Genomic DNA, 14,108 nt, shown 5'->3' with positions numbered 1-14,108 from the left:
ATTGCTACCCTCGAGGATAAAGAGAGATTCCCTATCACGCTCGTTCCTCGCTGTAGGGAATGACGTCACGATTTATATCCCACCACTCGAATCTGCGCTTTTCCGCTCTCGTTACCCGAATCCGACTTACCGCTTACCCACATCTTCGCTTTTATTTGCTGTTCAGCGCTCTTACACCATCTTCTAACAATGTCAGTTGCTCAAAGCCTTGAGTCGTTGCAATCGGTTTAACGGTTGCGATCATCTGCAGCATTCCTTGGTGAACAACTTGCTCCGTAATTTGAGATTTTGGAGACATCGCCGACTGATACGCCAACCAACCCGATGCGATCAAGTGGAGAGATGTGACCATCGACTTCATTTCTGTATCTGTTGCTTTTAGCAAGTTCAACTCAACAAAAGCTCTCATAATATCCACAAGATTCGTTTGCAGCTTTTCTTGAACGGCCATGTAATCAAGATGCAGCTTTTCATCACGAGACAATATTTCAGGCAGGTTCGCATAGAAGAATCGGTACTTCCACATCAATGTGAAGATTGAATCTAAGTAGCTTTTTAGTAGCGTCAGGCTTTCTTGCTGCCCTTGAATCGGAGTAAACCTTTCAAGTAACTCAGTCGAGTAGAGAGTAAAGATATCACGTACAATTTCTTGTTTGTTGCGGAAGTGGTAGTAGAGGTTACCTGGGCTGATTTCGATGTGCTCAGCAATATGATTGGTCGTAATACTACGCTCGCCGTGCTCATTAAAAAGCTCTAGAGCTGCGTAAACAATCTTGTCACGTGTTTTCATTAGTAATTAGATCCCTATCCGTTTAGTGGTTCAGTATATCGCCACTAAACAGATAGATCGACCTGTTCACATCTGGTCGAATTAGCTCTGACGAAAATGGATAGAATATCTCAATTAACATCACTACATTACACTAGAATTAAAGAATTATTCCGCTAGCTCGCTTCGTTTGTTCCTTGCTATACTCGTGTGAGTTTGTATTCAAAAAAGTAGGAAGAAATATGATTATCGTAACTGGTGGTGCAGGCATGATTGGCAGCAATATTGTTAAGGCGCTCAATGAAGCAGGCCACAACGATATTCTAGTTGTCGACAACTTAAAAGATGGCAAAAAATTTAAGAACCTGGTTGACCTAGATATCACCGATTACATGGATCGTGATGACTTTCTAACTCAAGTTATGGCTGGCGATGATTTCGGTCACATTGAGGCTGTTTTCCATGAAGGTGCATGCTCAGCAACCACAGAGTGGGATGGCAAATACATGATGCTAAACAACTACGAATACTCGAAAGAGTTGCTGCATTACTGTATCGAGCGCGAGATTCCGTTCTTGTATGCTTCTTCTGCTGCCACTTATGGTGAAACCGATACCTTTATTGAAGAGCCGCAGTACGAAGGCGCGCTAAACGTATACGGCTATTCAAAACAGCAATTTGATAACTATGTGCGTCGCTTAACTGCAGATGCAACCGCACACAACGAAACGCTTTCTCAAATCACTGGGTTTCGATACTTCAATGTCTACGGTCCACGTGAACAGCACAAAGGCAGCATGGCTTCTGTCGCTTTCCACCTAAACAATCAAATGAACGCTGGTGAAAACCCGAAATTATTCGCAGGAAGCGAAACCTTCAAGCGTGATTTTGTGTATGTTGGTGATGTTGCGGCCGTAAACCTGTGGTTCTTAAAAAATGGCGTATCAGGTATCTTCAACCTAGGTACAGGTAATGCCGAATCATTTGAAGAAGTCGCAAAAGCGGTGATTAAGCATCACGGTAAGGGAGAGATTGAAACTATCCCATTCCCTGAGCATTTGAAAGGTGCTTACCAAGAGTTTACTCAAGCTGATTTAACTAAGTTGCGTAATGCCGGTTGCGATGTTCAATTTAAATCGGTTGCTGAAGGCGTCAGCGAGTACATGCAGTCAGTTAATCGCTAGATTACACTCTCCCGAAAACAAGCTAACGGTATACTGTTAGCTTGTTCAATATATATCGCCAGTTAAAGGTTTACAGTGACAACTCAACGCGACGACTACGATCCTAAAGCATACAACCCCAAATTCATCAGTGCGTTTTTATCACCAAAACACTGGGGAACTTGGCTCGGGCTATGCCTATGTCTACCCATTTCTTTGCTGCCAAACTCGATTCGAGTAGCCATAGCAAAATTCGTGGCGACAAAAATGGCGAAGAAGCAACGTGGCTCAGTACAAAAGGCACGTATAAACCTCGCGCTTTGTTTTCCAGAAAAGTCTGTTCAAGAGCGTGAAACCATTCTAACCAATTGCCTAACAACTGCTGGCGCCTTTTTACTTGGTTTTCCTGCCATATCATTACGCAGTAAACGTTGGCTTGAAAAACACTCAGAAATCATTGGATTAGAACACTTACAACAGCTACAAAAAGACAATCAAAGTGCTATTTTGCTCGTACCTCACTCTTGGTGCATCGACATTCCGGCTATCCTTTTAGCTTCAAGAGGCTTGCCCGTTTCTGCGATGGCAAATAGCCAGAAAAACCCTCTGACCGATTGGCTCATGCACAAGCAAAGAGTTCAGTATGGCGGACGAGTTTATGATCGCAGTGGAGGCATTAAGCCTTTTATCAAATCAGTCAAAGATGGCTACTTGGGATATTACCTGCCAGATCAAGACCATGGCCCAGAGCAAAGTGTATTCTCAGATTTCTTTGCGACTGAAAAAGCAACCTTGCCCGGACTAGGAAAACTAGCAAAAGTAAGCCGAGCGAAGATCGTTCCAACCTTTGCCAGCTATAATATTGAGACGGGTAAATACGAAATTGAAATCAAAGCACCCATTGAGTTATCCGGCGATGAACATCAAGACGCTAGGGCAATGAATGAAGTCGTTGAAGGTTTTGTTAATCCGAAACCTGAGCAGTACATGTGGATTTTAAAGTTATTAAAAACACGTAGGAACGGACAAGACCCATATGTGGGTTATTAACCTACATATGGGTATAAACCTACACGTAGGCATATAGACTCGATTGATTAGTTAGAAATTTCTAACTAATCAATAACTTAAAATCTTTGATGTTAATAAAGGCACCTTGATGCTCTTTGATTTTTTCAAGTGGCCATTCCCACCACTGTTCCATTAAAAGAGCTTCCCTTTCCTCTTCAGTAAAGCGCTTCTTAATCTCTTTCGCTGGAACACCGCCCACAATACTGAATGCTTCTACATCTTTGGTCACAATAGAACCTGTTGCAATCACTGCACCATGCCCGATAGCCACTCCTGGGAATATTTTCACGTCTTCACCAATCCAAACATCGGATCCAACAACAACTTGATAATGCTCCTCAACATACTTAGTATGCGAGTAAATAGTACCTTTGTTAAAATCCAATCCTTGTTTCTGCATCAATCGATGATCTGCTCGATGAAAGCAAGGGTGAGTCGACACATAATCATTGATCGGGTGGTTATTTAGGACAATTTTCACATTATTAGCAATCGAGCAAAAACGACCTATTTTGACATTGTTCATATTACAATGAGTATCAATATAAGTACCGAAGCCAATATATGAAGCATTCACATCACAATCGCTTGCTACAGAGTTACAGCCTTCAAATTGAGTGTCTGTAAAGTTTGATTTTCGAGAAAGGAAGTTCTTCTGTTTTTTTTGATCACGAATGAATATTAGCTTCTTAATCTTGCGTATGATTTTTTTCATAATGAGTCTATTCGCCATTACCAGATAGGAGTTTGTGATAAAAACCATCAACAGTGTAATCTTCAAGCTTAATCAAAACTGATTCGTCAAACTCGCTAGAAATAAAGTATTCCATACTACCAGTAAGTTCATTTAGAGAGTCAAATATAAGAAAGTTATCTTTTGAGTATAAAGGATGATTATAAAGACTCGTATTATTCGTGATTACTTTTTTTCGAGCATACAATGCTTCTTTAACCCTCATAGTATCAGACGTCTGTCCATCAAGAACCATTTCCAATACACATTTGGTATTGAGCATCACGGTTAGGTATTCAACATAGGAATAAGACGGTTTCTTGTCAAAAACAATAAAATTGCACTTAAAACCATCTAATGCACCTTTTATTTTCTGAACCTTTTCTTTCCTTCCTTTATCCACGCCGACAAAAGAAACATCGAAATCAGATGTTCTTTCTATCTCATCGATGATTTTTAGTTGAGGCATAGGTAGGTAAATATGCTTAAAGTCATACTTTGCTGCATCACCTTCATCAAAAGTATATGTTTCAAAACCTTTTAGGTGATGGTTCAGGCTTCCATCTGTGACATTTCTAAAAACAATCACCTTCCTCCCATCAATCTTTGATATCGACTTTATATCTCTCAGAGAATCGGTGGTGAATATGACATCGAAGCCATTTAGTGCCTTTATTTTTCGTCTCATGATCGCTCCATAAGCCTCATGATAATGTTTTTTACTATAGAAAAATAAAAAGGAAATTAATTTAACTAGCCACTTACTTAGGAATATATGATGCTTTTCATAATCAGACGATAGGACGTCAATTTCTAGTTTTTCATACTGTTGCTTATAGCCTACAAAAACCAGTTTCGGTTTCAATTTATCGTTCATAAGGCAACCTTTTAAAAGACTCGACAATACTTCCTAATGCACTATTGGCTTTACTACCTTCAACTACCTTCTCGTAATAACTAACATACGCTGCAGCCATGACATCGGCATTGAATTGATCTCTCGCGTATTCATTGCAACGAGCTGAATCATAGGTGTCAGAATTTAAGATCCCTTCTACGAGATCTTGTTCACAGCTCGATAAAAGACCTACCTCACCAGAAACTAATTCCGGCAGTGAGCCATAGGGTGTACCAAACACTGGACAACCAAAATACAAACTCTCTGTAATCGCTAAGCCAAACGGTTCATGCCAAGTCACGGGGAATATCAGACCTTTTGACTGAGTCATGATCTGAGATTTCGTTGTATCGTCCACCATCCCTAAAAAACGAACATGACGATCTAGCGTTAACCTAAAACCCATTTTTAGGTTCAATCGATGGCCGCCCAAGACATCAAGCTGCTGGCCAGCTTTCTTGGTAATATCAATGGCACCTTGAACATTTTTAACTCGCCACGCCGCTTTCCCAAGAAAATGAAAACGCTCTCGTTTCAAGTTAAAGTTAGGCTTTTGGTAGTTGTCCCAATTCAAGCCATTGTAAACATAAGCCTGTGCACCATGATTTTTTGCATGCTGGGATGAAACAAAGACGGTATTAGGATCAATAGGGCCGTCTGAATTACCATGCTGCGTTAAAATGTAGGGATGAGAGATAGGCTCTAGATCAGAGTGGAAATGCACAACATCAATATCATTTGGAAGCTGACTTTGCAGTGGTACATTCGGTTGATACTCTATGACTCTCGCCCAATCACACTTTGTGCCTTTGCCAGCGAGCAGCGTCACTCGGTGCCCGGCAAGATGCAAAGCATAAACTAAATCCCAAATGACTCGTTCCGTTCCACCGTAATTCACCACAGGTAACGTGGCTCTTGTATACATTAAAATATTCATAATCACTTAATTTTTAAAAGCTTTTACTTTAGCGACAACTGCTTGATGAACACACTCTGGAACAAATTGCTCTATGTCTCCACCATGAATAGCGACTTCACGAACCAATGTTGATGATAAAAAAGCAAACTCTTCTGAAGGTGTCAAAAACAGGCTCTCTAGTTCTGGTTTTAACCGACGATACATTGTCGTCAAACCAAACTCATACTCAAAGTCCATTGTCGTTCTTAAGCCACGCACCAAAATTGAGGCATTTTGCTCGGTCGCGAAATCAACCAGCAAACCGCTAAAACCTTCAACGGAAACATTAGGTAATTCATGGCAAGTTTCTCGCAATAAGGCCACACGCTCATCTAAGCTAAATAAGGTGGCTTTACTTGGGCTCTCTGCGACACCAATGACAAGCTTTTCAAACATACATGCGGCACGTTTAATTAAGTCATAGTGACCGTTAGTCACTGGATCAAAAGTACCTGGGTATATTGCTATTTTCATGACATTCCTTTATTCACTGGATGTTTTCTTGTTTTTCAATCGGCCTAATACACGCTCTAGCTGCTCAATCACCGATTCTGTAGAAATAAGGGCCATAAGATCTTTTCCTTTTACTCGGGTTCCCCATGGAAGATCGCTAACCGCTTTGCCGTGTTGCTCTTCAGCAATCTGTTCATAGACAGAAACCACACTGTCTAAACTATGATAAGGCCCTGTTCGCATTGGGTTACTGTGCGCATACAAACCAATCACGGGGACACCTTGAGTCGTCGCAATGTGTGCAGGCCCTGAATCAGGAGCGATCACAACACTGGATTTACCAATCACTGCGGTAAGCTGCTTTAACGAGGTTGAGCCTACTAAGTTAATACAAGGTGATGTCATGTGCTGAGAGATATTGTCGGTTAAATTGCGCTCTCTATCCGTTGGAGCACCACAAAAAACCACTTTAAGGCCTAACTGATAAGCGTGATCGGCGACAGCGGCATAGCGCTCAACTAACCAGTTTCTCTCATCTTTACTCGCGGCAGGGCTAATAACAATATACGGCTCATGCGCAAGCTCCATCGATAGTCTTTGGTCTTCATCAGACAAAGCAAGATCCCATGTCGGCATCTGCTTGGGACATCCCAAAAAGTAAGCAAATTCAGAGAAATTATCTAACACATGAGATGCGTCCGTTTTTGGCAACTTACGATTGGTAAAGAGCCATTGCCCCTCTTTGGCACGTGTCCAACTAAAACCAAGTTTTACTTTAGCTTTGATTCCTAGAGTTAACAGGCTAGCTCTCAGTGCAACTTGCATATGCAATAAATAATCAAATCGAGTTGGACGCAGGGCTCTCCATACTTCTTTCATACCTTTTAGGCCGCGTTTTTTATCAAACACGACAACTTGAATTCCAGGTATATCTCCAAGCAATTGAGCTTCGATTTTTCCCATCACCCACGTGATCTGACATTCTGGATAGGTAGCTTGAATAAGTTGCACGACAGAAAGGGCATGACAAACGTCACCAATGGCAGATAAACGCAGAATACAAATAGATTTTGGAGCAGAAAGAGCGTTATTCATTGATCGATTCCAATGGCATCATTTCTAGAACAGCAGAAACAACGTTATCTGGCTTGATATCTTGAAGGCATGGCGAATAGACATCATCGCTAATCTGACATCTGTTTTTATAGCAAGGGACGCAGTTACGTTCAGATTGCACAAGTCTAATATTGGCGACTCTTTGGGAGCTAACACCATTGCTGTATAAATTGTTCGTTACATCAATTGGCTCTTCATATGGCCAAGGTGACCACATGCTTGCTGGTGCCACGCTAATAATAGATACAATTGGGATAGAGTAACCTGATGCGAGGTGACCCGGGCCACTATCAGGTCCAACAAAACCATCACTGTGTTTTATTAATACCGAAGTTTGAGCTAATGATAATTCCCCTAAAACACTGACCAGTTGGTTCGACTCAGGGACTTGACTCATGATTTGTTCAACAATGGTCTCATCGCGTTCTAATTTAGCGCCAGATAAGACAATGTTATAGCCTGCAGAGATCAAACGATTGATGACTTCAACCCAATACGAGACTGGCCACTGCTTAATTTCGTTGGAGGATGGCGCATGCACAACAATGTAGTTTGATGGCAATCTCTTTTGAACCACTGAAGGTAATAACTCTTCGGGAGAGACTAGCCGTGCAATACAATTAACATCTATGGTATCCAGCATACGAGCAACGCGACTCATTTTATGCTCAAAGCGATGCTGTTCTTTAATGTAATGAGTATAAATTAACTTTTTAACCCAGGCGCCAGAAAGCGATTCATCAATTGCACCAAGTCTTTTCTTACCAAAGATAAAACTATAGATAGCTGTTCTATCATTAAGCATTTCATTGACGACTAAATCATATCGACCATGCGTTTTTAAAATCCGGTAATAGTCCTTAACGGATGCTCTTGGCGGAATTTCAACTAAAGAGTCAACGTCTGGATTGGTACCAAAAACCATCTCCCCTCTAGCATTAACTAAAACATCTATTGTTGCGGTCGGAAACGCTTTTCTCAGACTATGGGTAAAAGCAGAGATCAACAAACTATCACCAATGCAATGAGTGGCAACAACTAATATTTTTTGGTAACTACATGAATCGTTCATTAATCTGTTCGGCGTTTGATATACTGTTCTACCAAGTATGCCATAAACTCCCCAATACGAGACAGTGATTCATGTTTACAACAAAGCAAATCCATAAAACAACGTACTGGTATAATCCTAAATTACTCACCGAAGACGTTGAATTGGCTTTTTCTGTGGATTATTGGAAGGCGAATCAAGCAATACTGGGGCACGCTCAAGGTAGAGGAACAACATGGTTTGTTAAGGGAGAAAAAAGCAATTTCGCTCTTCGACATTATCATCGCGGCGGCTTGTTTGGAAAGCTAGTTAGAGACAGCTATTTATTTACTGGATTAGAGAACTCACGAGCATACCAAGAGCTAATGTTACTTGAGCTTCTAGCCACACATAAAGTTAATGTCCCGACACCCGTTGCTGCGAAAGTTTCGCAAGAAGGGCTCGTTTACAAAGCCGATATTTTAATTGAAAAGATTTCCGACGCAGAAGACTTAGTAAAGATACTATCAAACAAAAAACTATCCGATTCCCATTTCAACGATATTGGTCATCAAATTCGAAAAATGCACGATGCCGGGGTCAATCATACCGACCTCAATATCCATAACATTCTCGTTGATAAAGCAGGCAAGGTTTGGATTATCGATTTTGATAAATGCCTAACGCAAACAGGTAATAGCTGGAAAGAGAGTAATTTAAAGCGACTTAAGCGCTCATTCGAAAAAGAAGTTCGATTAGGAAGGATTGATGCTCAGCACTTTGATTTTTCACAAATAGAACAAGGGTACAAAGTGAGTACCCTTGAGAGTCTATGATTTATTCTTCTTTCAAACCAAATAACTTACGAAGTTTCTTTTTCTTTTTATAGATATGCCCTCGAATCACTTCAGCAAGAGGGCGCTTGAAGGACACTTCTTTAGCTAAGCGTATTTGCTCTTCAAATGGTTTATCTCCGTGTTCTTCAAAGAACTGTTCCAACACCGTTCTCGCCCAGTCTTTTCGTCCACTCGTTGAATAATGATTGAGCCAAGCTTTCGCTGGTTCAATATTCACCTGTGTAGAGAGCGCTTCAGATAACGCAAACTGTTCTAGAGTGTGTGCCTCACACCCTTCTTGACGTAACGCTTGAATCAACACATCGGCATAATCAAAAGCTGATGTGTGTTTCCCGGTGATACCGATGACTGCCGACGCCCACATAACTGAGTCTGGATTGGTGCGGTAGACACTGCCATCCATAAGCTTTATATCTCTATCTCTGATATGTGCGTATTCATTGGTGCTTGGCAAAGTATTGATGTTCACTTCTGAGCAAAACAGTAACGCGTTTTTATCCGATATAGAGTCGAAATAAACGTTTGTTGGCACGTTAAAGTACGTATCTGTATCTAAAAAAAGCAGTTTATCTTCAGGACTCAACTCTAAATTATCACAAAGATATTTTAAGCCGCGGTTCTTGATTCTGAAGTGATAAGTATTGCCTAGACTCCATTCAGCCTTTTGAGCTGGCGATATCGGAAACACTTTAATTGGCATATTAGCGAAGTGCTCAGGCTCTTCTGCTAGAACAGAAATTTCAGGCCTAGTTCCATTTGCCTCAACCCAATTGGCTAAAAAAGACAAAATGCAAAATCTTGCGCCTTGATAGTAAGTTCTATCATTGCCATAAATGACAAATGTTAAGTGTTTTCTAGCCAATTCTGATTTCATAATTTAGTACTTCGTAATATTTTTAAAAAGTGCTTTGTGCTTGCTGCTGACATGGCTTCGAACATGAGTTCGGTATCCCTCTTTAAACCAACTTCTAACCGTCGCATAAAGTCCTGAGGTTCTACCACTCAACTCACTATCAAATGCACCGGTTTTACTACCCTGACGAACCAAAGGTGGGTGTGTCCAAAAAATATTGTACTCTAATGTCGTTCGCTCATTACCAATATAACCATCAATAGGTGCGTCAGTTATATTGCTTTCCATATGCTCTACCATTGCACGAGCAAAACTAAGGTCATAAAGCAAACCACCAGTAAGCTTGTTCGTTTTACACAAGTACAGATGTTGATTTGGTACTCTTACTGATGTGGGTACTAAACTCGACGCCTCTTCAATATTTACAAGATACTTTTCTTCACCAGCAAGCTCGCTTTGGAAAGCTTCTAGTTGCTCAATAAAATCGCTATTTAAAAAAGCATCATCTTCTAACACTAATACTTGTGGAATTTGTTCTTCTACGACTTTTTTCATCACTAAGTAGTGCTTATAAAAGCAAGACTTCTCAGGGAGCCTCAGTGAGTCGTCAAAAAAACCATTTCTAACGTCATCAGATAGATCATCGATATCACCAGCTAACATATATTCGTAATCAGTGATGCCCACTTCTGGCAGGTGCTTATCTATATGTTTTCTACGTTCTTCGTAGCCTTTGCTTACATGAATAACAAAAGTTTTGATCATGGTGATGTCTCAATATTGGTTGACTGATTATTGGTGGCTGAATGATGTATCAATTGGAGTGTTTTATGTAACGCACCTTGATTCTGTTGAACTATACCATAGCCTATTCGCCCTTTTTCAATTAACTCTTTAGGCTTGTATAATGCACTGATCATTTGTAAAGCAAGCTCATTCTCATCGGCTACAACAGACAGTGCGCTCGAGTCGATCAATTGATTCGCCAGGTCTGCAAAATTGAAATAGCTCGGCCCTGTTAAGCAGTATTTTTGAAGCAGCGCAGGTTCGATGAAGTTATGCCCTCCTACTTTCTTTCCAAGTAGGCTTCCTCCCATAAAGACGAGATCGCTCGCAGAAAGCATAACCATAAGCTCTCCCATCGTATCCCCTAGGTAAACATCGACATCGAGCGGTAACTCGTCAACAACTTCGGTTCGACGCACTAACAGTAAATCTTGGTTTTTGGCCAATTCTGCAACTGAATTAAACCGTTCAGGGTGACGAGGTACTATCACTAAGAGTAATTTTGGCAGTTCTCTTTTGGCTTGCTGGTAAGCTCTAAATATTTGTTCATCTTCACCCTCATGAGTGCTCGCGGCGACGAAAATCTGCCTACCCTGTCCAAAAATACTTCTAAGATGTTCACCTTGTGCGATTATATTATTATCAATCGACACATCGTACTTGATTGAGCCTGTGACAATGACTTTTTCGCTCGGCGCACCTAGCAACTCAAATCGAGATTTATCATCAGAGTGTACCGTCAATATTAAATTTAACTTAGAGATAGTCGGATAAATTAACGAACTCATTTTTTGATAATTACTGGCTGATTTTTCGGATAATCGTCCATTAACTAATATCATCGGAATATCATTTTTAGCAACGGTGTTAATGGTGTTTGGCCATAATTCCGTTTCAATAATGAGCATGTTATCTGGCTGAACGCGGTTGATAAAACGTTGAACACACCAACTAAAATCAATAGGCATATAACGATGGCTAATCGAACCGCTCATCTTTTCGACCTGCTCAGCGCCTGTACTCGTTGTTGTAGTGATCAGTATTCTTTTATCTGGGTTTTGTATCGCCAGTTGCTCGACTAACTTTTTACTCGCCAGCACTTCCCCTACTGAAACGGCATGAATCCAAATCACACCCGATTGTCTATTCTTAATAGGCGGTGTAAATCCGAAATGCTCTTTCCAGCGATGACCAAAAGGCGGTTTGTTTGCTTTGGAGCGATATAAGCCCCAAAGCAGAATAGGGCTAACAAGGAAAAGTAGCGCGGTATAGGCCCAACGAACGACGATGCTCATATAACGACCTTATTTATATTTTGCCTTGGGAAATAACATCAAACTGCTCAATAGCACTAATGACTCTACTCGGCATTAACTCAGTGAGGCACTTTAGGTGCTGCTTGGGACAAGTTCGTTCAAAGCAAGGTCGGCACTCAATATCGGTATTGATGATCGCCAGTTTGTTCGTTAGCGGAGGCGTATATTTAGGTGAACTAGAGCCATAAACAGCCACGACATTACAGCCCACCGCGGCGGCCACATGCATCAACCCAGAATCATTGCTAACGACAGTACGACAAGCCCCGATCAAGTCTACAGCCTGAATTAAGCTCGTATCTCCAGCTAAATTGAAGCAATGCTGCTGCATATTAACAGGGACTTGTTCGATTATCTTTTGGGTTACTTCACGATCTTTAGCCGAGCCAAACAACCACACTTGGTAACCTTGCTTTATCATCGCTGTCGCTGCTGTTGCAAAGTGATTATCAGGCCAACGTTTCGCAGGGCCAAACTCAGCACCAGGACATAAACCAAGGACAGGCCTTTGATTGTTTAAACCAAATTGCTCCATAGCCTCTTGTTGGCTGGAGTCAACAACTTGTAGGCTTGGAAAAGGTAATGATGACAATTCACCTAAACAACCACTACCCGTCATTTCAGCTTTAGTGTGCGCTAACGCTACATATCGCTCTAACATGTATTGAAACGCTTTTTTATTGGTTCTAACGTCATTAAGCAAACCAAAACGCATTTCACCTTTCCAGCCAACTCGTTCAGGAACGCGTGCAAATAGGGGAATTAAAGCTGATTTCGCGGAGTTAGGTAATACGTACGCTTTATCGTACTGTACTTCCCTCAACGATTTGCCGATCTTATAACGAGATTTCAGATCAAATTGCCCATGCCCTAGTGGCATTTCAAGAGCTTGATTGACTTGTGGCATTCTTTCCAAAATAGGCTTACACCATGCTGGCGCTAAAACATCAATTTTTGCGTCAGGATACTGTCTTTGTAACTCAATATATAAGCCTTGAGACATCACCATGTCTCCAACCCATGACGGGCCAATAATCAGAATTTTCATTTGTCTTGCTCATTAATAGCGTGTTCGTTAATAGCTTGGCCAGATAGTCTAAAATATTCTTGAAGTGTTTTAATGCAAACCAATTTTTCTAGTTGTTCATCTTGGAAAGGAGCAAGGTATTCATGCGCATTTTTGATCATCTGTTCAGACTCTTTAGGGTTGTCTAAATAGTATTTTATTTTTTGCTCAAAATCCGACCAGTCATCCTTCACCTCTACATAATGTATGCCTGGTTGCAGAGTGCCTTCCATAAACCACGTTTCAAACTTCATTTTTGGAGTAACGACAAGTGAGTTCGAAGACATCGCCCATTTCAAGTTTGATGCAACATCGTTCCCTTCAAGGCAAATAATAAATTTGTACTGAAGCTGCTCTTCTACTGTCATAAATGGCTGTTGCCACTCTGGGTGCTGCTCTGAAACATTCGATTGACCTGCATTCATCAGTGGATGACCATACAGAGTTTCCATAAAACGAATTCTGTGTGGTTGAGTCACGGCACCACGAAACACAGCCATATTTTTTTTATCAGAAAAACTTAAGCTATCATCTACGAATCGGAAATGACGACGCTTATCTAATTTAAATAGTACAGAGTTACTATTGTTCCCATCAATCGGACGAGCTTTAAATAAAGTTGGAACTGGCTCTATATGCGTTTCATCACCAAAGTAGTAACTGAAACGAAAGTACTTTGGAAAATAATGAAGAAACTCTTTAAGATCAAAGAAATAAGATGTATATCCTTTTCGAGAATAATTATTAATCTCGCAGCTTAGACTAGCCTTATCAAAGTCGCCGAGCCCTTTCACATAATAATTTACTCTGGTTTTTATATAGTCAGCTTGACCGGAATATGAATTTTCCAGCTTTTCAAACTGTTTTGAAAAATACAAACGAGGTGCGATAGAGAGCAGGGCATGTTTTAGATAATAAAATATCTTCATAGTTTCTCTTTATATTTTATTTTTGCGTAATGTAACGAAGGCAAAGTCAGCAGCCATAGGTAAGGAATTATCTACAAAGCTCTAGAGGTAGACTCTGCCTTTAGAAATGA

At 40.8% G+C, this 14,108-nt stretch carries 15 protein-coding genes; 3 read left to right on the top strand and 12 right to left on the bottom strand.

Translation table 11 applies throughout. The features are described from left to right. Positions 1 to 151: 151 nt before the first annotated feature. On the bottom strand, positions 152 to 790 hold the full coding sequence (locus tag ACED60_RS07750; protein ID WP_009847963.1) for a TetR/AcrR family transcriptional regulator: 639 nt from the start codon (positions 788 to 790) through the stop codon (positions 152 to 154). A gap of 221 nt (positions 791 to 1,011) precedes the next feature. Between ACED60_RS07750 and rfaD the strand changes: the two genes are divergently transcribed. After that, positions 1,012 to 1,953 (top strand): ADP-glyceromanno-heptose 6-epimerase, encoded by a 942-nt coding sequence (gene rfaD, locus ACED60_RS07745; RefSeq protein WP_029222819.1) that lies wholly within the window; start codon positions 1,012 to 1,014, stop codon positions 1,951 to 1,953. A gap of 75 nt (positions 1,954 to 2,028) precedes the next feature. Continuing rightward, positions 2,029 to 2,982, top strand: coding sequence for a lauroyl-Kdo(2)-lipid IV(A) myristoyltransferase (lpxM, locus tag ACED60_RS07740; protein WP_012603053.1), 954 nt, complete (start codon positions 2,029 to 2,031; stop codon positions 2,980 to 2,982). Between the two features lie 61 nt (positions 2,983 to 3,043). On the opposite strand, the gene ACED60_RS07735 is transcribed toward lpxM, so the two are convergent. The 6 genes from ACED60_RS07735 to ACED60_RS07710 are packed head-to-tail and all read right to left on the bottom strand — an operon-like array spanning position 3,044 to position 8,233. Next, positions 3,044 to 3,718, bottom strand: coding sequence for a CatB-related O-acetyltransferase (locus tag ACED60_RS07735; protein WP_009847966.1), 675 nt, complete (start codon positions 3,716 to 3,718; stop codon positions 3,044 to 3,046). 7 nt (positions 3,719 to 3,725) lie between these two features. Further along, complete coding sequence (locus ACED60_RS07730) at positions 3,726 to 4,613, bottom strand: lipopolysaccharide biosynthesis protein (protein WP_371727259.1); 888 nt, start codon at positions 4,611 to 4,613, stop codon at positions 3,726 to 3,728. Beyond that, a complete protein-coding gene (locus ACED60_RS07725; protein ID WP_371727258.1) occupies positions 4,603 to 5,559 on the bottom strand; it encodes a glycosyltransferase in 957 nt (318 codons plus the stop codon). Before ACED60_RS07725 ends, ACED60_RS07730 begins: the two co-directional genes overlap by 11 nt. A gap of 18 nt (positions 5,560 to 5,577) precedes the next feature. Then, entirely contained in the window at positions 5,578 to 6,066 is a 489-nt protein-coding gene (coaD, locus tag ACED60_RS07720) for a pantetheine-phosphate adenylyltransferase (RefSeq protein ID WP_017097381.1), read from the bottom strand. Positions 6,067 to 6,075: 9 nt separating this feature from the next. After that, positions 6,076 to 7,140, bottom strand: coding sequence for a glycosyltransferase family 9 protein (locus tag ACED60_RS07715; protein ID WP_371727257.1), 1,065 nt, complete (start codon positions 7,138 to 7,140; stop codon positions 6,076 to 6,078). Beyond that, positions 7,133 to 8,233, bottom strand: coding sequence for a glycosyltransferase family 9 protein (locus tag ACED60_RS07710; protein WP_371727256.1), 1,101 nt, complete (start codon positions 8,231 to 8,233; stop codon positions 7,133 to 7,135). Before ACED60_RS07710 ends, ACED60_RS07715 begins: the two co-directional genes overlap by 8 nt. Positions 8,234 to 8,304: 71 nt before the next feature. On the opposite strand from ACED60_RS07710, the gene ACED60_RS07705 reads away from it, so the two are divergent. Then, positions 8,305 to 9,027: a 3-deoxy-D-manno-octulosonic acid kinase gene (locus tag ACED60_RS07705; RefSeq protein ID WP_009847972.1), complete on the top strand. Its 723-nt coding sequence runs from the start codon at positions 8,305 to 8,307 to the stop codon at positions 9,025 to 9,027. 1 nt (position 9,028) lies between these two features. Here ACED60_RS07705 and ACED60_RS07700 read toward each other — a convergent pair whose 3' ends face one another. Genes ACED60_RS07700 through ACED60_RS07680 form a run of 5 tightly spaced genes read right to left on the bottom strand, consistent with a single transcriptional unit; the run spans position 9,029 to position 13,998 of the window. Continuing rightward, a complete protein-coding gene (locus ACED60_RS07700) occupies positions 9,029 to 9,922 on the bottom strand; it encodes a hypothetical protein (RefSeq protein ID WP_009847973.1) in 894 nt (297 codons plus the stop codon). Between the two features lie 3 nt (positions 9,923 to 9,925). After that, a complete protein-coding gene (locus tag ACED60_RS07695; protein ID WP_012603044.1) occupies positions 9,926 to 10,666 on the bottom strand; it encodes a glycosyltransferase family 25 protein in 741 nt (246 codons plus the stop codon). Further along, positions 10,663 to 11,982 carry a lipid IV(A) 3-deoxy-D-manno-octulosonic acid transferase gene (gene waaA / locus ACED60_RS07690; protein WP_371727255.1) on the bottom strand — a complete coding sequence of 440 codons (1,320 nt, stop codon included), beginning with the start codon at positions 11,980 to 11,982 and terminating at the stop codon, positions 10,663 to 10,665. The genes ACED60_RS07695 and waaA overlap by 4 nt, the downstream gene beginning before the upstream one ends. A gap of 13 nt (positions 11,983 to 11,995) precedes the next feature. Beyond that, positions 11,996 to 13,051, bottom strand: a complete 1,056-nt coding sequence (waaF, locus tag ACED60_RS07685; protein WP_371727254.1) for a lipopolysaccharide heptosyltransferase II — start codon at positions 13,049 to 13,051, stop codon at positions 11,996 to 11,998. Next, a complete protein-coding gene (locus tag ACED60_RS07680) occupies positions 13,048 to 13,998 on the bottom strand; it encodes a glycosyl transferase family 90 (protein WP_371727253.1) in 951 nt (316 codons plus the stop codon). The genes waaF and ACED60_RS07680 overlap by 4 nt, the downstream gene beginning before the upstream one ends. Positions 13,999 to 14,108: the final 110 nt, after the last annotated feature.

Source organism: Vibrio sp. 1F279 (assembly GCF_041439815.1).
GTDB classification, from domain to species: Bacteria; Pseudomonadota; Gammaproteobacteria; order Enterobacterales; family Vibrionaceae; genus Vibrio; species Vibrio tasmaniensis_A.
The sequence above is the reverse complement of the archived record's forward strand: the minus strand, read 5'-3'. Positions and strand labels throughout refer to the sequence as shown.